Below are 19829 nucleotides of genomic sequence, written 5' to 3' on the forward strand. Positions count from 1 at the left end.
TCAGGTCTCCTTTGGAAAATTCGGGGGCGGAACGCATGCACAAACCCTGCACATCCCATGCATACGCGGTGTGGGTTTCCGGGCGGGGCGGGGGGCCAGCCCCCCGTCGCCTGCGGCGCCGTCCCCCGGAGTATTTGTGGAAAGATGAAAGGTCATGTCAGCGCCTTGACCAGCATGACGACGGTGGCGCCGAAGCCCACGGCCCAGATCAGCGAGCGCCCCGGCGTCCAGCCCCAGACATAGGCGGGCAGGTAGAGCACGCGGGCGGCGAGATAGGCATAGGACAGCAGCGCGGTGAGCGGCGTGGCCTGATCGGAATAGGTGGTCACCAGCGCGGCGATGGCGAAGAGGATCAGGCTTTCGAAATGGTTGGTGAGCGCGCGTTGCAGCCGCCCGGCCTTACCGCTGAGCTGGCGCGGTTCGTCGCGCGGGGAGAGGGCGTATTTCGACCCCACCTGCATCTGCGCGGTGACGGAGTAGAGCGCGAAATGCACCACCTGCCAGAGCGCGGCGAGGGTGAGGATGGTGAGTTCGGGGGTCATGTTTCGCCTGTGCCTGCGTAGGATGCCATCAGCGTCTCTGCCTTCGTGGTCTGTTTCTGAGTCAGCAGCGTGTTTCCGGTATCCGCCAGGGCGTCGGACAGGAGGCGATATTCGGTGTCATCGAGGATCCGCCCCCGCGCCAGGATGGCCTTGATCGCGGCATCAGGGCGCCCGGCGTCATCGAAGAAGTCGCGGCCGGTGCGCGCGCTGTAGCGGTCGAGGAAGCGGCGCCCGGAGGAAGCGTTTTCGCTGAGCGCGACCATCACGCCGGTGCTGATGTCGTTGAGTCCCTCGCGCACGCCGGACAGGATCGTGGAGGCTGTGGCCGTTCCGGCGTCATGCCACCCCAGCATCTGATCGCGGGTGATGATCAGATGCCGGGTCTTCTGGAAGTCAGGGTCCAGGTCGCATTGGATATCGCACGCCGTCTCGAATACGCCGCTCAGGCGGTGGAATTCCGCCAGCAACTCTTCCTTGGTCCGGCGTGCCATTCCAAGCGCCCTTACAGATCCATCAGCAACCGGCGCGGATCTTCCAGCGCCTCTTTCACGCGGACGAGGAAGGTCACGGCGCCCTTGCCGTCGACGATGCGGTGGTCGTAGCTGAGGGCGAGGTACATCATCGGGCGGATCTCGATCTTGCCGTTCACCACCATCGGGCGGTCCTGGATCTTGTGCATGCCGAGGATGCCGGACTGCGGGGGATTCAGGATCGGCGAGGACATCAGCGAGCCGTAGACGCCGCCGTTCGAGATGGTGAAGGTGCCGCCCTGCATTTCCGCCATGGACAGCTTGCCGTCACGGGCGCGGCGGCCTTTTTCCCCGATTTCCTTTTCGATCTCGGCAAAGCTTTTGCGGTCGACGTCGCGGATTACCGGCACGACGAGGCCCTGCGGGGTGCCCGCGGCGATGCCCATGTGCACGAAGTTCTTGTAGACGATGTCGGTGCCGTCGATTTCGGCGTTGACCTCGGGGACCTCTTTCAAGGCGTGCACGCAGGCCTTGGTGAAGAAGGACATGAAGCCCATGCGCACGCCGTGCTTCTTTTCGAACTCGGTCTTGTAGGTGTTGCGCAGGTCCATGACCGCGCCCATGTCGACCTCGTTATAGGTGGTCAGGATGGCGGCGGTGTTCTGCGCGTCCTTGAGGCGGCGGGCGATGGTCTGGCGCAGGCGGGTCATCTTGACCCGTTCCTCGCGCGCGGCGTCTTCGGCGGCGACGGGCGCGCGGGGGGCCGCTGCGGGGGCGGCGGCCGGGGCCGGTTTGGCGGCGGCGGCCACGGCGGCGCTGACGTCGGATTTCATGATCCGGCCATCGCGGCCAGTGCCGGTGACCTGATCGCGGCTGATCCCGGCCTCTGCCATCGCCCTCTTGGCGGCGGGGGCGTCTTCGACATCCTTCGCGCCGCCAGTCGACGGGGCGGGGGCCGGGGCCTCTGCCGTCTTGGCGGGGGCGGCGCCGGAGCCCGAGACCACGGCGAGCTTGCCGCCCGCGTTCACGCTGCTGCCCTCGGTCGCGACGATTTCCACCAGCGTGCCGGCGGCGGGGCTGGGCACCTCGACCGAGACCTTGTCGGTTTCCAGTTCGCACAGCATTTCGTCCTGCGCGACGGTGTCGCCGACCTTCTTGAACCAGGTCGAAACGGTGGCTTCGGTCACCGATTCACCCAGCGTGGGCACCATCACGTCGGTGGTCTCCGCGGGTTCGGGGGCGGCGGCTTCGGCCTTGGGGGCGGCGGGGGCGGCGGCTGCGCCTTCGGCCAGGGTGGCCAGCAGGGCGTTCACGCCGACGGTTTCCCCTTCCTTGGCGACGATATCGGCCAGGGTGCCGGCGGCGGGGCTGGGGACCTCGACGGTCACCTTGTCGGTTTCCAGTTCGCACAGCATTTCGTCGACGGCCACGGCATCGCCGGGCTTCTTGAACCAGGTGGCCACCGTGGCTTCGGTCACGGATTCGCCGAGGGTGGGGACACGGACTTCGGTCGTCATTGGGTTAGTTCCCTTCGATTGTCAGCGCTTCGTCGACGAGCGCGGCTTGCTGTGCTTTGTGGGCGCTGGCCAGGCCGGTTGCGGGCGAGGCCGAGGTGGCGCGGCCCACGTAACGCGGGCGCGGGTGGGTGGCCTTGATCCGGCCAAGAACCCATTCGATGTTGGATTCGATAAAGGTCCAGGCGCCCTGGTTCTTCGGCTCTTCCTGGCACCAGACCATTTCGGCCTGCGGGAAGCGTTCCAGTTCCTTGACCAGCGACAGCGCCGGGAAGGGGTAGAACTGTTCGATCCGCAGCAGGTAGACATCGTCGATGCCCCGGGCGTCGCGTTCTTCCAGCAGGTCGTAATAGACCTTGCCGGAACACATCACCACGCGCTTGATCTTGTCGTCGGGGACAAGGGCGGTTTCGGAATGGCCTTTCTGCGCGTCGTCCCAAAGGACGCGGTGGAAGGACGATCCGGTGGTGAAATCCTCGACATCGGAAACGCAAAGCTTGTGGCGCAACAGCGATTTCGGCGTCATCAGCACCAGCGGCTTGCGGAAGCTGCGGTGCAGCTGGCGGCGCAGGATGTGGAAATAGTTCGCCGGGGTCGAGCAGTTGGCGACGATCCAGTTGTCCTGGCCGCACATCTGCAGGAACCGTTCCAGGCGGGCGGAGGAGTGTTCCGGGCCCTGGCCTTCGAAACCGTGCGGCAGCAGGCAGACGAGGCCCGACATCCGCAGCCATTTCGATTCACCCGAGCTGATGAACTGGTCGAACATGATCTGCGCGCCGTTGGCGAAATCGCCGAACTGCGCTTCCCACAGGGTCAGGGCGTTGGGTTCGGCCAGCGAGTAGCCGTATTCGAAGCCCAGCACCGCGTATTCCGACAGGGCGCTGTCGATGACTTCGAACCGGCCCTGGCCTTCGCGGATGTGGTTCAGTGGGTAATAGCGTTCTTCGTCGTTCTGGTTGACGATGCCGGAATGGCGCTGAGAGAAGGTGCCACGGGTGGAATCCTGCCCGGCCAGACGCACCGGGTAGCCTTCGGTCAGCAGCGAGCCAAAGGCCAGCGCTTCGCCGGTGGCCCAGTCAAAGCCCTTGCCGGACTGGAACATGGCGCTGCGGGTTTCCAGCAGGCGGGCCACGGTCTTGTGCACCGGGAAGCCTTCGGGAACCGTCGTCAGCGCGGTGCCGATTTCGGCCAGGGTTTCGGGCTTGATCGCGGTTTCGCCGCGCTGGTAGTCGCCCGCTTTCAGCTTGTCGAGGTGGCTCCAGCGGCCATCCAGCCAATCGGCCTTGTTCGGCTTGAAGGTCCGGCCGGCCTCGAATTCCTCGTTCAGGTGGGCCTGGAACGCGGCTTTCATGTCCTCGATCTCGCCCTCGGGGATCAGCCCGTCCTTGACCAGACGTTCGGTGTACAGCGCGAGCGTCGTCTTGTGACCCTTGATCTTGTTGTACATGATCGGGTTGGTGAACATCGGCTCGTCGCCTTCGTTGTGACCGAAGCGGCGATAGCAGAAGATGTCGATGACCACGTCCTTGTTGAACTTCTGGCGGAATTCGGTTGCCACCTTGGCGGCGTGGACCACCGCCTCGGGGTCGTCGCCGTTGACGTGGAAGATCGGCGCCTCGACCACCAGCGCGTTGTCGGTGGGATATGGCGAGGAGCGTGAGAAGTGCGGCGCGGTGGTGAACCCGATCTGGTTGTTCACCACGACGTGGATGGTGCCGCCGGTGCGGTGGCCTTTCAGGCCCGACAAGGCGAAACATTCCGCCACGACGCCCTGGCCTGCAAAGGCCGCGTCGCCGTGCAGCAAAACCGGCAGCACCGCCTTGCGCTCGGGATCGTTCAACTGGTCCTGCTTGGCGCGGACCTTGCCCAGGACCACCGGGTTCACGGCTTCGAGGTGCGAGGGGTTCGCGGTCAGCGACAGGTGCACGCGGTTGCCGTCGAATTCGCGGTCGGACGAGGCACCGAGGTGGTATTTCACGTCGCCCGAACCATCGACGTCTTCAGGCTTGAAGCTGCCGCCCTGGAATTCGTTGAAGATGGCGCGATAGGGCTTGGCCATCACATTGGCGAGGATGTTCAGACGGCCACGGTGCGGCATGCCGATGACGATTTCCTTCACCCCGAGCGCGCCGCCGCGCTTGATGATCTGTTCCATCGCGGGGATCAGGCTTTCGCCGCCGTCCAGACCGAAGCGCTTGGTGCCCATGTACTTGACGTGCAGGAATTTCTCGAAGCCCTCGGCCTCGACCATCTTGTTCAGGATGGCCTTGCGGCCCTCGCGGGTGAACTTGACTTCCTTGCCGTAGCCTTCGATCCGTTCCTTCAGCCAGGTGGCCTGTTCCGGGTCGGAAATGTGCATGTATTGCAGCGCGAAAGTGCCGCAATAGGTGCGTTTGACGATGTCGAGGATCTGGCGGATCGACGCGATCTGAAGACCCAGGACGTTGTCGATGAAGATCGGGCGATCCATGTCGGCATCGGTGAAGCCGTAAGCCTTGGGGTCAAGCTCTGGGTGGTGGGACTGGCCGTGCAGGCCCAGCGGGTCGAGGTCGGCCGCCAGGTGGCCGCGGATCCGGTAGGCCCGGATCAGCATCAGCGCGCGGATCGAATCCAGCACGGCGCGCTGCACCTGGTCGTCGGTCAGGGTTACGCCCTTGGCTTCGGCCTTGGCCTTGATCTTGTCGGCGGCGCCCTTGGTTTCAGCCGGAGCGACGGGCAGCGGCCAGTCGCCGGTCAGGGCGGCGGTCAGGTCGTCGGACGGCATCGGCGGCCAGTCGCGGCGCGCCCAGGACGGGCCGCTGGCCTCTTTCTTGACATCGGTTTCTTCGTCGCCGAGCTGGCGGAAAAAGTCCTGCCAGCTTTCATCGACCGCGGACGGGTCGGCGGCGTAACGCGCATACATCTGTTCAAGGTATTCCGCGTTGTGCCCCTGCATGAAGGACGACGCCTTGAAAATATCGTTGGGGCTTTGATCGGTCATTGGGGCACCTCGTTGGGGTTGGGACCGTCTGCGTTGGGACCGGGGTGAAATGCGGTGGTTCGCGAAGTGAAAGCTGTGTCGGATGTGGGGACTGCGCGGCAATCGGCAAGTGCGCAACGCCAAACGCCCGCACGGCCCGTGGCAGGGTGCGGTGCCATTCCGGCGGTTGTCCGGCTTGCGAACACGCTTGTCTCTCCCATCGAAAGCGTCGGGAAAGCGGGTTTGGGCAACCCGCTGTCGCGGCGCTTTGCTGTGCTGCGATCCACGGGCGCGGCCCGCAGTCGGGGCAGGGCGGGTCAGAAACCCGCCCTGCCGATGTTTCAGCCGATTGCCTTCAGCACGGCTTCGCCCAGGGTTGCGGGGCTGTCGGCCACCACGATACCGGCGGATTTCATCGCTTCGATCTTGGACTCTGCGTCGCCCTGACCGCCCGAGACGATGGCGCCCGCGTGGCCCATGCGGCGGCCCGGAGGGGCGGTGCGGCCGGCGATGAAACCGGCGGTTGGCTTCCAGCGGCCCTTTTTCTTTTCGTCGGCCAGGAATTGCGCGGCTTCTTCTTCGGCGGTGCCGCCGATTTCACCGATCATGATGATCGACTGGGTTTCCGGGTCGGCCAGGAACATTTCCAGCACGTCGATGTGTTCGGTGCCCTTGATCGGGTCACCGCCGATGCCCACGGCCGAGGACTGGCCCAGACCGATGTCGGAGGTCTGCTTGACCGCCTCATACGTCAGGGTGCCGGAACGCGACACCACGCCCACGCTGCCGCGCTTGTGGATGTGGCCGGGCATGATGCCGATCTTGCAGGCGTCGGGCGTAATGACACCGGGGCAGTTCGGGCCGATCAGGCGGCTGGAGGAGGTTTCCAGCGCGCGCTTGACCTTCATCATGTCCAGAACCGGGATGCCTTCGGTGATGCAGACGATCAACTCCATCTCGGCGTCGATCGCTTCGAGGATCGAATCCGCGGCGAAGGGCGGCGGCACGTAGATGACGGAGGCGTTGGCCTCGGTCATGTGCTTGGCTTCATGCACCGAGTTGAAGACCGGCAGGCCCAGATGTTCCATGCCACCCTTGCCGGGGGTCACGCCGCCGACCATCTTGGTGCCATAGGCGATGGCCTGTTCCGAATGGAAGGTGCCCTGGCTTCCGGTGAAACCCTGACAGATGACTTTGGTGTTTTCGTCTACGAGGACTGCCATTTCGGTGGCTCCTATGTCGATTTGGGGAGGGTGGGTCAGTCCATGACCCACCACGTCATTCCGAGGGTCAGAAGGTCAGCCCTTCACCGCCTTCACGATCTTTTCGGCACCGTCCGACAGGTTGTCGGCGGCGATCACGTTCAGGCCGGACGTGGCGATGATTTCCTTGCCCTTCTCGACGTTGGTGCCTTCCAGGCGGACGACCAGCGGAACCTGAAGGCCCACTTCCTTGACCGCGGCGATCACGCCCTCGGCGATGACGTCGCAGCGCATGATGCCGCCGAAGATGTTGACCAGGATGCCTTTGACGTTGGGGTCAGAGGTGATGATCTTGAACGCCTCGGTGACCTTTTCCTTGGTCGCGCCGCCGCCCACGTCCAGGAAGTTGGCCGGCTCGGCACCGTAAAGCTTGATGATGTCCATCGTCGCCATGGCCAGGCCCGCGCCGTTCACCATGCAACCGATTTCACCGTCCAGCGCGATGTAGTTCAGATCGTATTTCGACGCTTCGAGTTCCTTGGGGTCTTCTTCGGTCACGTCGCGCAATTCGGCGATGTCGGCGTGGCGGTAGATCGCGTTGCCGTCGAAACCCATCTTGGCATCGAGGCATTTCAGGTCGCCCGCGTCGGTGACGATCAGCGGGTTGATTTCCAGCATCTCCATGTCTTTTTCGACGAAGAGCTTGTAGAGCGTGCCCATCAGCTGGACGCATTGTTTGACCTGCTTGCCTTCCAGCCCAAGGTTGAAGGCGATGCGGCGGCCGTGGAAGGGCTGGTAGCCGGTGGCCGGATCGACCGAAAAGGACAGGATCTTTTCCGGGGTGCTTTCGGCGACTTCCTCGATGTCCATGCCACCTTCGGTCGAGGCGACGAACGAGATGCGGCTGGTCTGGCGGTCCACCAGAAGGGCTAGGTACATCTCGGTTTCGATGCCCGAACCATCCTCGATATAGATGCGGTTGACCTGCTTGCCGGCGGGGCCGGTCTGCTTGGTCACCAGCGTGCGGCCCAGCATCTTCTTGGCTTCCTGCGCGGCCTCTTCGACCGACTTGGCCAGACGCACGCCGCCCTTGTCCCCGGCGTCGGCTTCCTTGAAGGAGCCCTTGCCGCGACCGCCCGCGTGTATCTGCGCCTTGACGACCCAGAGCGGCCCGTCCAGTTCGCCCGCCGCGGTCTTGGCCTCTTCGGCCTTGAGCACGACCCGGCCGTCGGACACCGGCGCACCGTAGCTGCGCAGAAGGGCCTTGGCCTGATATTCGTGGATGTTCATGGATCAACTGTCCCGTTTGGCTGCGAATTTTGGCTGTATAGGCACAGGCGAGAGCCATTTCTCAAGATTTATTTCTGGGCAGTTGGCGAAAGGCGGAAAAATCCGACATTTGTGATCACAGCTTGGAAATGCGTGATCACAAAAAATCAGAACTGTGGCGTCGCGACTCAGAACGGTGTTGGAACAGGGGTGGCGACAAACAGGATCTGGCCGCGTGGCAACAGGTCCGGCGCGGTCCGCACATCAAAGCCCGCCGCCCGGATCGCGGGCAGCACGTCGGACAGGCGACGGTGATAGGGCGGGCGGACGTCATGGGTGACGACGCCGTCGGGCTGGCGGCAGGGGGTGCCGGGGGGGTGATCGTCGGGCGCAAGGAACAGGGTGACAAGCAGTTTGCGCAAACGCGGGAAGGCCGCGCGGATGCGGGCCAGCGCGGGGGGCAGGCGGTCTGCGGGAAGGTGGGTAAAGACGGCGAAACAGATCGCCATGTCGATATCGCCGGGCACGCCGGGAAAGGCGAAATCGGCATCCTCGACAAGGTGATCGGCGGGCAGGCGGGCGGGGTCTGCCAGTTCCAGAGCGCGCCCGCGCGACATCAGCGCACCGCTGGCGTCGGTTGCCCAGTAGTTGCCGGGGGCGAGGTAGGGCACCGCCTTGCACCCCAACCGCAGCGATCCGGCGCCGATATCCAGCAGCCGGTCGTCCGGTTGCAAGCCTTCGCGCAGGAGGGCCGCCATCTGCACGCGCCCGGTTTCCTCCCAGCGCCCGCCGACGATGTCGCGGTGCCGCCCCTTGGCCAGCGCCGTGTCATAGAACCCCGGCGCGAGGTAGGGCGAAACCGGGCGTTCAGCCACCGGCACGCCGCAGGATCGACAGGCACAGGTCGGTGGCCAGCGCCATGTCCTGCACCGACACCCATTCCAGCGGGCCGTGAATGTTCTGCATCCCGGTGAACAGGTTCGGGCACGGCACCCCCATTTCCGTCAGGCGCGAGCCATCGGTGCCGCCCCGGATCGGGACCGACACCGGCTCTACCCCCAGTTCGCGGGCGGCGTTGCGGGCCAGGTCCACGGGCGTCATGTCGGTTTCCAGCCAATAGCGCATGTTGCGGTATTGCGAGGTGATCGTGCAGGTGATTTCGGCCCGCGGTTCGGTGGCGGCGACCGCGTCGCAAACCTGACGCAGCAGCGCGCCCTTGGCTTCGAGCCCGTCCAGTTCGAAATCGCGCAGGATGAATTTCAGCCGCATCTCGGACGAGCCGCCGTTCATGTCGGTCAGGTGGATGAAGCCATCGCGGTCGTCGGTGGTTTCCGGGGTCAGGGTGACATGCGGCAGGGTCATCACGATCTTTGACGCCAGATGCGCGGCGTTCACCAGCTTGTCCTTGGCCAGGCCGGGGTGGATCGACACGCCCTTGACCATAACCACGGCGCCATCGGCGGAAAAGCTTTCGTATTCGATTTCCCCCACCGCGCCGCCGTCGAACGTATAGGCGAAATCGGCGCCAAGGTCGGCGGGCAGGCGGGCATCGACGCCGCGGCCGATTTCTTCGTCCGGGGTGAAGGCGACACGCATCGTCGGGCGGGGAATATCGGGGTTTTGCAGCAGGTGGCGCGCGGCTGTCATGATGATCGCGACGCCGGCCTTGTCGTCGGCCCCCAGAAGGGTCAGGCCCGAGGCGGTGACGATGTCATGGCCCAGTTTTTCCGCGAGATAGGGAAATTCCTCGGGCGTCAGGGTCAGTTCGGGATCGTCGGGAAAGGTGATCGCGCCGCCGTTGTAGCCCTTGATGACGCGGGGTTTCACGCCGGTGGCGTTGAACTGCGGCGCGGTGTCGACATGGGCCAGGAACCCCACGGTCGGCCCCGGAACGGTGCCCGGGATCGTCGCGATGACGGTGCCGTAGTCGGTTTTCACCACATCCTGCGCGCCGATTTCTTCCAGTTCCGATTTCAGCAGATCCAGAAGCGCGTGCTGAATCGCTGTGGACGGAGCGCTGGGGCTGTCGGCATCGGACTGGCTGTCGATGGCGGCATAGCGGACAAGACGGGTTTCGAGTTCGGAATTGAAGTCGGACATGGGGCCTCCGGTCGTTTGCGCGGATCAGGCCCCCGGGGCGGGGCGGTGTCAAGGTGAGGACATGCAAAAAGGGCGCCCGACGGGGCGCCCTCTCGCATTCTTGTGCCGCGTTGGAAATCAGGCCAGCGAGGGATCGATTTCCTTGCAGGCCTTGACCAGGCCCTTCACCGCGTCGACCGACTTGTCGAACATCTCCTGCTCTTCCTTGGTGAGCTTGATGTTCACGATCTTTTCGATGCCGCCGGCGCCGATCACGGTGGGCACGCCCACGTACATGTCGTCGACACCCAGTTCGCCGTCGCAATAGGCGGCGCAGGGCAGCACGCGCTTTTGGTCTTTCAGATAGGCTTCGGCCATTTCGATGGCCGAGGTGGCCGGAGCGTAATAGGCCGAGCCGTTGCCCAGCAGGCCGACGATTTCGGCGCCGCCGTCGCGGGTACGCTGAACGATCGCGTCCATCTTTTCCTGCGTGGTCCAGCCCATTTCGACCAGGTCGGGCAGGGGAATGCCGGCAACGGTCGAGTAGCGGACCGACGGTACCATGGTGTCGCCGTGGCCGCCCAGAACGAAGGCGGTGACGTCTTTCATCGACACGCCGAATTCGACCGACAGGAAGTGGCGGAAGCGGGCGCTGTCCAGAACGCCGGCCATGCCGCAGACCTTGTTCGCGGGCAGGCCCGAGAACTGCTGCAGCGCCCAGACCATCGCATCGAGCGGGTTGGTGATGCAGATGACGAAGGCGTCGGGGGCGTTGGCCTTGATGCCTTCGCCCACGGATTTCATGACCTTCAGGTTGATCCCCAGCAGGTCATCGCGGCTCATGCCCGGCTTGCGCGGCACGCCGGCGGTGACGATGCAGACATCGGCACCGGCGATATCGGCATAGTCGGTGGTGCCTTTCAGCGTGGCGTCGAAGCCTTCCGAGGGACCGGCCTCGGCAATGTCGAGCGCCTTGCCCTGCGGCGTGCCCTCGGCGATGTCGAACAGGACGACGTCGCCCAGTTCTTTCAGTGCTGCAAGGTGGGCAAGGGTGCCACCGATCTGTCCCGCGCCGATCAGGGCGATCTTGGGTCTGGCCATGGATATCTCTCCAGTCCTTCGTGAAATTCGACGATTGCCTAAGCCTTTGTGACGCGCCGCGCAAGGGTGCTGCGCTGCGGCAGCGGGCGCTGTTAGGGCTATCGTTCCCCGTGCGGGCACGATAAAGGCAGTTTAAACGCCAGTTTAGAGGAGCCGGACGTGGAGCTTTTCACCCTGCCTGTTTTTGCCGTGACGATCCCGGCGGTGATCTTCGCGGGCATTTCCAAGGGCGGTTTCGGGTCTGGTGTGGCCTTTGCCAGTTCGTCGATTCTTGCCATTGCGCTGGATCCGGGAATTGCCATCGGGCTGATGCTGCCGCTTTTGATGCTGATCGACGTGACCAGCCTGCCGGCCTATTGGCGCAAGTGGGACTGGGGCGTGGCCAAGGTGCTGTTGTGGGGCGGGATTCCCGGCACGATCCTGGGGGCATTGTTTTATGCCTGGGCCAACCCGGATGCGATCCGGCTGATCATCGGGCTGGTGGCGCTGCTGTTCGTGGCCTGGCAACTGGCGGTGAAATACAAGCTGATCCGGCTGGGGGCAAAGTTCGGCCCGGGCGTCGGGCTTGGGGCGGGTGTCGCGCTGGGCTTTACCAGTTTCGTCAGCCATGCGGGCGGGCCCGCGGCGGCGGTTTACATGCTGGGGCAGGGGATGTCGAAGACCCGTTACCAGGCGACGACTGTGCTGATCTTCTGGGCGGTCAACCTGTTCAAGTCGGGCTTTTACGCCGGGATGGGGATTTTCACGACGCAAACGCTGTTGCTGGGGCTGGCGCTGGCGCCGTTCGCGATCCTGGGTACATGGCTTGGCATCAAGGCCCACAAGATGATCCCGGAACGGGCGTTTTTCGGCGTGACCTATGTGGCGCTGACCCTGACCGGGGCCAAGCTGGTGTGGGATGCGCTGACCTGAGGGTCAGGCATCGTCACCGGGTGTTTTCAGCGCGGCGGTCAGGGTTTCAAACGCCTGTCCGCTGGCGATCAGGCAGGTCAGACCCTGCGCCGTGGTGACGGTGATCGTCCAGCTGCCGGTCCGGGACGAGGCAAAAACCTCCATCATCTGGTTGTTGCTGCCAAGGCCGATGGATTGGCGGGTTTCGCCGTATTTTTCGGCCAGTCGCGCCACGACCTGATCACGCGGGGCGCAGTTTGCCAGAGTTTGGGCAGATGCGGGCGCGGCAAGCACCAAGAGCGCAGCCCCGGTCCGGAAAATCTGTTTCATTGCATCACCACCTTTTTCAACGGTTGAACAAAGGTCCGGAAATCCCCCTGCCGCTGGGTGCCTTGGCCCCACCGGACTGTGCTGTTAGGATGGGCAGACAGAGCTTTCGCGAAGGTTAACGCGGCGGGTGGAGGAGAGATTTCGTCGGGGCGGTTGGCCTGAGTCGCTGCGTCTGGCGCAGCATTTTTCTGCAATGCGGCAATTTCTGCTTGAACTTTTCTAAGAAAAATGCCCCTTTCCGCGCAACATTGTTACGGAGGTCTTCTCATGGACATGCGCGCGCGCCCCTATCGGTCTGTTCTTTATATCCCCGGATCCAAGGACCGGGCGCTGGACAAGGCCCGGGGCCTGGCTGTCGATGCGATCATCTTTGACCTGGAAGACGCGGTGGCGGTCGATGAAAAGCCCGCGGCGCGGGAAACGCTGAAAGCCGCGCTGGCGCAGGGCGGCTATGGCAACCGCGTGCGGATCGTGCGGATCAACGGGCTGGACACCGTCTGGGGTGCCGACGATGCCAAGGCCGCTGCCGGGATGGATTGCGACGCGGTGCTGCTGCCCAAGGTGGAATCGGCGGCGCAACTGGATGCGCTGGCGGCGATCACCGGCGACAAGCCGCTGTGGGCGATGATGGAAACTCCGCGCGGCATGATGAACGCGGCCGAAATCGCCGCGCACCCGAAGCTGGCGGGCATGGTGATGGGCACCAACGACCTGGCGAAGGAATTGCAGTGCCGCTATCGCGACGACCGGCTGCCGATGCTGACGTCGCTTTCGCTGTGCCTGCTGGCAGCCAAGGCCGAGGGGCTGGTGATCGTCGATGGTGTCTATAACGCGTTCAAGGATGCCGAGGGGCTGGCCGCCGAATGCGAACAGGGCCGCGACATGGGGTTTGATGGCAAGACGCTGATCCACCCGGCACAGGTCGAGGTGGCCAATGCCGCCTTTGCGCCCACGGCTGCCGAAATCGACCTAGCACAGCGTCAGATCGCCGCCTTTGAAGAAACCGTGGCCGCAGGTCAGGGCGTGGCCGTGGTCGATGGCAAGATCGTCGAAAATCTGCACGTTGTCACCGCACGTGAAATTCTGGCAAAAGCAGAGGCGATTGCAGCCCTTACCACGGAGTGACCCATGTATAGCCTGATCCTCATCCTTGGCGTCGCCCTGTGGAGCGGCGCCCACCTGTTCAAGCGCATTGCGCCGGAGCGCCGCGCCGCGCTGGGCGACGGGTTCAGGGGGCCGGTATCGCTGATGCTGCTGGCCAGTCTTGTGCTGATGGTGATCGGCTATCGCGGGATGGACGGGGCGTTTTTCTGGGGCCGTCACCCGGCGACGGTGGGGATCAACAACCTGCTGATGCTGGTTTCGGTTTACCTGTTTGCCGCGTCGGGCATGAAGACGGCGATGGGGCAGAAGATGCGCCACCCGATGCTGATCGGGGTCAAGACCTGGGCGCTGGCGCACCTGCTGGTGAACGGCGACGTTGCGTCGTTCATCCTGTTTGGCGGTTTGCTGGCCTGGGCCGTGGTCGAGGTGATCCTGATCAACAAGCAGACCACCTGGGTGAAGCCCGCAACCGTCACCGTCAACGCTCGCAAAGAGGTGATGGCGCTGGTCGGGACGCTGGTCGTCTATGGTGTGGCGGTTGGCATCCACTATTGGCTTGGCTACCCGACGTTTGGATAAGGCCATGAAACTGTATCGTTTTCTGACCGCCGACGACACGTCTGCCTTTTGCCACAAGGTGACCGCCGCCCTGAACAAGGGCTGGGCGCTGCATGGCGATCCGACCTATGCCTTTGACGCGGCCAACGGCGTGATGCGCTGCGGGCAGGCGGTGACCAAAGAGGTCGAGGGCACCTATACCCCTGACACCAAGCTGGGCGAGCACTGAGCCTGCCCCGACGGATCCGACAAGGAAAGACGCAGCATGACCAAGACCAACCCCGGCCGCTTTTTCGAAGACTATGCCATCGGCCAGGTGATCGACCACGCGGTGCCGCGCACGGTTTCCGGCGGCGAGCGGGCGCTGTACCATGCGCTTTATCCAATGCGGCACGCGTTGTATTCGTCGGACGCGTTTGCGCAGTCCTGCGGTCTGCCTGGCAGTCCGCTGGACGATCTGGCGGCGTTTCACGTGGTCTTTGGCAAGACCGTGCCGGACGTGTCGCTGAACGCGGTGGCAAACCTGGGCTATGCCGAAGGCCGCTGGATGACGCCGGTTTATGCCGGGGATACCCTGCGCAGCACGTCCGAGGTGATCGGGCTGAAGCAGAATTCCAATGGCAAGACCGGGGTGGTCTATGTCCGCACGCGCGGTCTGAACCAGCGCGACGAAGTGGTGATGGAATATTGCCGCTGGGTGATGGTGCGGAAAAACAACCTGGATGCGCCCGCACCAGAGGCGGTGGTGCCCGAGCTGAAGAAGGTGCTGACGGTTGCTGATCTGACCCTGCCCGAGCGGCTGGATTTCACCGGCTATGACTTTACCCTTGCGGGCGAGCCACACCGCTGGGGCGACTATGAGGTCGGAGAGCAGATCGACCACGTCGATGGCGTGACGATCGAGGAAGCCGAACACATGATGGCGACGCGGCTTTGGCAGAACACCGCCAAGGTGCATTTCGATGCCACGTTCCGCCCCGATGGCCAGAGGCTGATCTATGGCGGGCATGTGATTTCGATGGCCCGCGCGCTGTCGTTCAACGGTCTGGCGAATGCGCAGATGATCGTTGGCCTGAACGCCGGGGCCCATGCCAACCCGTGTTTTTCGGGGGATACGATCAAGGCCTGGTCCGAGGTGCTGGACAAGGCCGACACCGGTCTGCCCGGCGTCGGCGCGATCCGGCTGCGGCTGGTGGCGACGAAGGGCAGCGCACCCTTTGCCCTGAAAAGCGCGGACGGCAAGTACCTGCCCGAGGTTTTGTTGGATCTCGACTACTGGGCGCTGATGCCGAAATGACCTGATACAACTTTTTCGCGATATTATTGCCCTGACGCGATGTGACGCCACACTTCTGTCCCAATTCGATTCCAACGTAGGCTTAACGTAGCGTTAACTAACGTTATACGAGAGCGGGAAGCGGACGATGACACAAGCGTTGATCACATTCTATTCTTTGACGGCAGCAGCATTTGCTGCAATCGCGCTGGCGAACCCCGCGCTGAGAGAACAGATGATCGCGGGTATCGGCGTCTATGATGCCAACGACTCGCGGATCCTGACCCGTATTTGCACGCTGTGCCGGATGCTCATCAGCGCGGTGATGATGGCGGCAGCGGTTTATATCGGGGTGATCGCGCTGATCGCATTGGCCGAAGGAACCTATTGGGCGGTTTACGTTGTGGCATCGTTGGGCGTGATCGTTGGTGGCGGTGTGACCTCTGCCGGGTTTCGGGCGGAACGGGTTTCGGGGATGCGCACGCCCTGGCGCGCGGCGCTGGCGCTGACCACGATGCTGCCGCTGTCGGTGATTGTCGCGACCGCCTAGTTCCGGACCTTTTTTGTCAGATTTGCGCAGCGGCGCGGGCGCCTTCCCGGGGTCTGCGCCGAATTGATTCTGTTAGCGTCCAAGCTGTGATCACGCAGTCGGGAACTGTGATCACAAACGCGAATTTTCCGCAGCTATAGCGTGGAAATCCTGATTTTTCCGCAGCCTGACCCGTGACAGCAATGTAAAAAGCAATAAAAGGACCGCAGGGTAACCGAAAGGACAGACACATGGCCGATGTCAAAAAGGTGGAACGCCCGCTTTCGCCGCATCTGCAAATCTATCGCTGGCAGATCCCGATGCTCACCTCAATCCTGACGCGCATCACCGGCAACGGTCTGATCGTCGGCGCGCTGCTGGTGGTTTGGTGGCTTTTGGCGGCGGCGACCTCTCCAGAGTATTTTGCCATTGCCGACGGCGTGCTGCGCAGCTGGTTCGGTGATCTGGTGCTGGCGCTGTCGATGTGGGCGCTGTGGTATCACTACCTCGCCGGTATTCGCCATTTCATCTATGACGCGGGCAAGGGCATGGACATTCCCACCGCCGAGAAGCTGGGCCTGGCCTGCATCATCGGCTCGGTCGTCCTGACCGTCCTGACCCTGATCATCATCTGAGGAGGCCGCCATGCGTTACCTGACCGCCCGTAAACGCGCCGAAGGCAAGGGTGCCGCCCATTCCGGGACAGAGCATCACTGGTACATGACCGTCAGCGGCGTTGGCCTTGCGCTGATCGTGCCGACCTTCCTTTACGTCTTTGGCACCGCCCTTGGCGGCACCTACGAAGAGGTGCAGGCCACCTTCGCCCGCCCGATCCCGGCGATCCTGACCGGGCTGGTGCTGTTCGTCGGCTTGCAGCATTTCCGCAAGGGCGCCCAGATCATGATCGAGGACTACGCCCGCGGCATGACCCGCAAGTTCCTGGTCATCGGCACCATCGCGCTGACCTACGGGTTGACGGCCACCGGTCTGTTCGCCCTGGCCAAACTCGCGCTTTAAGACATCGGAGACGCCAAGATGGCTGCATACGAATACGAAACGCACGAATACGATGTCGTGGTTGTGGGCGCCGGTGGCGCTGGCCTGCGCGCGACGCTGGGCATGGCAGAACAGGGGCTGCGCACCGCTTGCGTGACCAAGGTGTTCCCGACCCGGTCGCACACCGTCGCGGCACAGGGCGGCATCGCGGCCAGCCTTGCCAACATGGGGCCGGACAACTGGCAATGGCACATGTACGACACCGTCAAGGGGTCGGACTGGCTGGGCGATACCGATGCGATGGAATACCTTGCGCGTGAAGCGCCCAAGGCGGTTTACGAACTGGAACATTACGGCGTGCCGTTTTCGCGCACCGAGGAAGGCAAGATTTATCAGCGTCCGTTCGGTGGCCACACCACCGAATTTGGCGAAGGCCCGCCGGTGCAGCGCACCTGCGCCGCAGCCGACCGGACCGGCCACGCCATTCTGCACACGCTTTATGGCCAGTCGCTGAAGAACAACGCCGAATTCTACATCGAGTATTTCGCCATAGACTTGGTGATGGGCGACGACGGCACCTGCCAGGGTGTGGTCTGCTGGAAGCTGGACGATGGCACGTTCCACGTGTTCAACGCCAAGATGGTCGTGCTGGCCACCGGCGGCTATGGCCGCGCCTATTTCAGTGCCACCAGCGCGCACACCTGCACCGGCGACGGTGGCGGCATGGTGGCCCGCGCGGGCCTGCCGTTGCAGGACATGGAATTCGTGCAGTTCCACCCCACCGGCATCTACGGCTCTGGCTGTCTGATCACCGAAGGGGCACGGGGCGAAGGCGGATACCTGACCAACTCTGAAGGCGAACGGTTCATGGAGCGCTATGCGCCCACCTACAAGGACCTGGCGCCGCGTGACTATGTCAGCCGGTCCATGACGATGGAAATCCGCGAAGGGCGCGGGGTCGGCGAACATGGCGACCACATCCACCTGAACCTGTCGCACCTGCCGGCCGAAGCGCTGCACGAGCGCCTGCCGGGGATTTCGGAATCGGCCAAGATCTTTGCCGGCGTCGACGTGACCAAAGAGCCGATCCCGGTTCTGCCGACCGTGCACTACAACATGGGCGGTATCCCGACGAATTATTGGGGCGAGGTGCTGAACCCCACCGCCGACAACCCGACCGCGGTTGTGCCCGGCCTGATGGCCGTGGGCGAAGCGGGCTGTGCGTCGGTGCACGGGGCAAACCGGCTTGGGTCCAACTCGTTGATCGACCTGGTGGTCTTTGGCCGTGCCGCCGCGATCCGCGCCGGTCAGGTCGTGGACCGCGCCAAGGGCAACCCGGTGCTGAACCAGGCCTCAGTCGACAAGGCGTTCGATCGGTTCGACGCGGTGCGCAACGCCAAGGGCGAAACCCCGACGGCGGAACTGCGTCTGGAAATGCAGCGCACCATGCAGGCCGATGCCGCGGTGTTCCGCACCTCCAAGACATTGGCCGAAGGCGTCGAGAAGATGACCGCGATTGCGGCCAAGATGGATGACCTCAAGGTCACCGACCGGTCGCTGATCTGGAACAGCGACCTGATGGAGACGCTGGAACTGACCAACCTGATGCCGAACGCCCTGGCCACCATCGTCGGCGCAGAGGCGCGCAAGGAATCCCGCGGTGCGCATGCGCACGAGGATTTCACCTCGCGCGACGACGAGAACTGGCGCGTGCACACCGTGGCGCGGGTCGAGGGCAGCAGCGTCGCGCTGTCCTATCGCCCGGTCATCACCGATCCGCTGACCACAGAGGACGAGGGCGGCATCAGCCTGAAGACCATCGCGCCCAAGGCGCGGACATTCTGATGCGCGCCGTCGCGGTCCTGTCCTTGTGCGCGCTGACCGCCTGCACCGCCGCGAATGACGCGGCGGATGCACTGGCGCGCGACCGGGCCAAGACCGTGGTCAACGGTGTGGTGGCCGACCGCTTTCCGGGTGTGAACGCGGCCCCCGTCACCGATTGCATCATCGACAATGCCAGCGCGTCCGAGATCCTCTCGGTCGCATCCGCTTCGGTCACGGGCGTGACCGAAGATACCGTTGAAACCGTCGTCACCATCGCACAGCGGCCCGATACCGTATCCTGCATCGCGGGCAACGGTCTGGCCTTGCTGTCGCTCTAAGGAGAGAGAAATGGTTCAGTTTTCCCTGCCGAAGAATTCGAAAATCCGCACCGGCAAGACCTGGCCCAAGCCGGCGGGTGCCACCAACGTGCGGGCCTTCCGCATCTATCGCTGGGACCCCGACACCGGGGAAAACCCGCGGGTCGATACCTATTTCCTGGACATGGACAAATGCGGTCCGATGGTTCTGGACGCGCTGATCAAGATCAAGAACGAGATCGACCCGACCCTGACCTTCCGCCGGTCCTGCCGCGAGGGCATCTGCGGGTCCTGCGCGATGAACATCGACGGGATCAACACGCTGGCCTGTATCTATGGCCTGGACGAGATCAAGGGCGACGTGAAGATCTATCCGCTGCCGCACATGCCGGTGGTCAAGGACCTGATCCCCGACCTGACCCATTTCTATGCCCAGCACGCCAGCATCATGCCGTGGCTGGAAACCAAGACCAACCGCCCCGCGAAAGAGTGGAAGCAGTCGATCGAGGATCGCAAGAAACTGGACGGTCTTTATGAATGCGTGATGTGCGCATCTTGCAGCACGTCCTGCCCCAGCTACTGGTGGAATTCCGACCGCTATCTTGGTCCGGCGGCGCTGCTGCACGCCTATCGCTGGATCATCGATTCCCGCGACGAGGCCACGGGCGAACGTCTGGACGGGCTGGAAGACCCGTTCAAACTGTACCGCTGCCACACCATCATGAACTGCACCAAGACCTGTCCCAAGGGTCTGAACCCCGCCAAGGCGATTGCAGAGATCAAGAAGATGATGGTGGATCGTCAGGTCTGAGCCTGAACGGATTAGGTGAAGACCGGGATCGGTGGTATTTTTCCCTTGTAACGAGGG

Annotated in this window: 21 protein-coding genes; 11 read left to right on the top strand and 10 right to left on the bottom strand. The window is 63.6% G+C overall.

What is annotated here, in order from left to right; genetic code table 11:
- Positions 1-152: 152 nt before the first annotated feature.
- The 9 genes from VK792_RS00910 to mdh form a co-directional block, all read right to left on the bottom strand.
- Positions 153-542 (bottom strand): MAPEG family protein, encoded by a 390-nt coding sequence (locus tag VK792_RS00910; RefSeq protein WP_326295393.1) that lies wholly within the window; start codon positions 540-542, stop codon positions 153-155.
- Positions 539-1033: a hypothetical protein gene (locus VK792_RS00915; protein ID WP_326295394.1), complete on the bottom strand. Its 495-nt coding sequence runs from the start codon at positions 1031-1033 to the stop codon at positions 539-541. The genes VK792_RS00910 and VK792_RS00915 overlap by 4 nt, the downstream gene beginning before the upstream one ends.
- An 11-nt stretch (positions 1034-1044) precedes the next feature.
- Complete coding sequence (gene odhB, locus VK792_RS00920; RefSeq protein ID WP_326295395.1) at positions 1045-2529, bottom strand: 2-oxoglutarate dehydrogenase complex dihydrolipoyllysine-residue succinyltransferase; 1485 nt, start codon at positions 2527-2529, stop codon at positions 1045-1047.
- 4 nt (positions 2530-2533) lie between these two features.
- Positions 2534-5506: a 2-oxoglutarate dehydrogenase E1 component gene (locus VK792_RS00925; protein ID WP_326295396.1), complete on the bottom strand. Its 2973-nt coding sequence runs from the start codon at positions 5504-5506 to the stop codon at positions 2534-2536.
- A gap of 320 nt (positions 5507-5826) precedes the next feature.
- Positions 5827-6708, bottom strand: a complete 882-nt coding sequence (gene sucD / locus VK792_RS00930; RefSeq protein ID WP_326295397.1) for a succinate--CoA ligase subunit alpha — start codon at positions 6706-6708, stop codon at positions 5827-5829.
- Positions 6709-6783: 75 nt separating this feature from the next.
- A complete protein-coding gene (sucC, locus tag VK792_RS00935; protein ID WP_326295398.1) occupies positions 6784-7977 on the bottom strand; it encodes an ADP-forming succinate--CoA ligase subunit beta in 1194 nt (397 codons plus the stop codon).
- 167 nt (positions 7978-8144) lie between these two features.
- Positions 8145-8831, bottom strand: coding sequence for a class I SAM-dependent methyltransferase (locus tag VK792_RS00940; RefSeq protein WP_326295399.1), 687 nt, complete (start codon positions 8829-8831; stop codon positions 8145-8147).
- Complete coding sequence (gene pepT, locus VK792_RS00945; RefSeq protein ID WP_326295400.1) at positions 8824-10056, bottom strand: peptidase T; 1233 nt, start codon at positions 10054-10056, stop codon at positions 8824-8826. Before pepT ends, VK792_RS00940 begins: the two co-directional genes overlap by 8 nt.
- Positions 10057-10173: 117 nt before the next feature.
- Complete coding sequence (gene mdh, locus VK792_RS00950; RefSeq protein ID WP_326295401.1) at positions 10174-11136, bottom strand: malate dehydrogenase; 963 nt, start codon at positions 11134-11136, stop codon at positions 10174-10176.
- A 159-nt stretch (positions 11137-11295) separates the two neighbouring features.
- Here mdh and VK792_RS00955 point away from each other — a divergent pair, with 159 nt between their 5' ends.
- Entirely contained in the window at positions 11296-12048 is a 753-nt protein-coding gene (locus tag VK792_RS00955; protein ID WP_326295402.1) for a sulfite exporter TauE/SafE family protein, read from the top strand.
- A gap of 3 nt (positions 12049-12051) precedes the next feature.
- Here the strand turns inward: VK792_RS00955 and VK792_RS00960 are convergent, their stop codons facing one another.
- Positions 12052-12357, bottom strand: a complete 306-nt coding sequence (locus VK792_RS00960) for a hypothetical protein (RefSeq protein ID WP_326295403.1) — start codon at positions 12355-12357, stop codon at positions 12052-12054.
- Between the two features lie 267 nt (positions 12358-12624).
- Here VK792_RS00960 and VK792_RS00965 point away from each other — a divergent pair, with 267 nt between their 5' ends.
- The 10 genes from VK792_RS00965 to VK792_RS01010 all read left to right on the top strand — a co-directional run bounded on the left by VK792_RS00965 (position 12625) and on the right by VK792_RS01010 (position 19772).
- Positions 12625-13482 (top strand): HpcH/HpaI aldolase/citrate lyase family protein, encoded by an 858-nt coding sequence (locus VK792_RS00965; protein WP_326295404.1) that lies wholly within the window; start codon positions 12625-12627, stop codon positions 13480-13482.
- Positions 13483-13485: 3 nt separating this feature from the next.
- The gene (locus VK792_RS00970) at positions 13486-14040 is read left to right on the top strand and encodes an NnrU family protein (RefSeq protein ID WP_326295405.1); all 555 of its coding nucleotides are present in this window, start codon (positions 13486-13488) and stop codon (positions 14038-14040) included.
- A 4-nt stretch (positions 14041-14044) separates the two neighbouring features.
- A complete protein-coding gene (locus VK792_RS00975) occupies positions 14045-14248 on the top strand; it encodes a DUF1737 domain-containing protein (protein ID WP_326295407.1) in 204 nt (67 codons plus the stop codon).
- 36 nt (positions 14249-14284) lie between these two features.
- Positions 14285-15316: a MaoC family dehydratase gene (locus VK792_RS00980; RefSeq protein WP_326295408.1), complete on the top strand. Its 1032-nt coding sequence runs from the start codon at positions 14285-14287 to the stop codon at positions 15314-15316.
- Between the two features lie 127 nt (positions 15317-15443).
- On the top strand, positions 15444-15845 hold the full coding sequence (locus VK792_RS00985; protein WP_326295410.1) for a hypothetical protein: 402 nt from the start codon (positions 15444-15446) through the stop codon (positions 15843-15845).
- 230 nt (positions 15846-16075) lie between these two features.
- On the top strand, positions 16076-16459 hold the full coding sequence (gene sdhC / locus VK792_RS00990) for a succinate dehydrogenase, cytochrome b556 subunit (RefSeq protein WP_326295412.1): 384 nt from the start codon (positions 16076-16078) through the stop codon (positions 16457-16459).
- Positions 16460-16469: 10 nt separating this feature from the next.
- On the top strand, positions 16470-16841 hold the full coding sequence (sdhD, locus tag VK792_RS00995) for a succinate dehydrogenase, hydrophobic membrane anchor protein (protein WP_326295413.1): 372 nt from the start codon (positions 16470-16472) through the stop codon (positions 16839-16841).
- Between the two features lie 18 nt (positions 16842-16859).
- Entirely contained in the window at positions 16860-18665 is a 1806-nt protein-coding gene (gene sdhA, locus VK792_RS01000) for a succinate dehydrogenase flavoprotein subunit (RefSeq protein WP_326295414.1), read from the top strand.
- On the top strand, positions 18665-18982 hold the full coding sequence (locus tag VK792_RS01005) for a succinate dehydrogenase (protein WP_326295415.1): 318 nt from the start codon (positions 18665-18667) through the stop codon (positions 18980-18982). Before sdhA ends, VK792_RS01005 begins: the two co-directional genes overlap by 1 nt.
- 10 nt (positions 18983-18992) lie before the next feature.
- The gene (locus tag VK792_RS01010) at positions 18993-19772 is read left to right on the top strand and encodes a succinate dehydrogenase iron-sulfur subunit (RefSeq protein ID WP_326295417.1); all 780 of its coding nucleotides are present in this window, start codon (positions 18993-18995) and stop codon (positions 19770-19772) included.
- Positions 19773-19829 lie beyond the last annotated feature (57 nt).

Source organism: Mesobacterium hydrothermale (genome assembly GCF_035818635.1).
Taxonomy (GTDB): domain Bacteria; phylum Pseudomonadota; class Alphaproteobacteria; order Rhodobacterales; family Rhodobacteraceae; genus Mesobacterium_A; species Mesobacterium_A hydrothermale.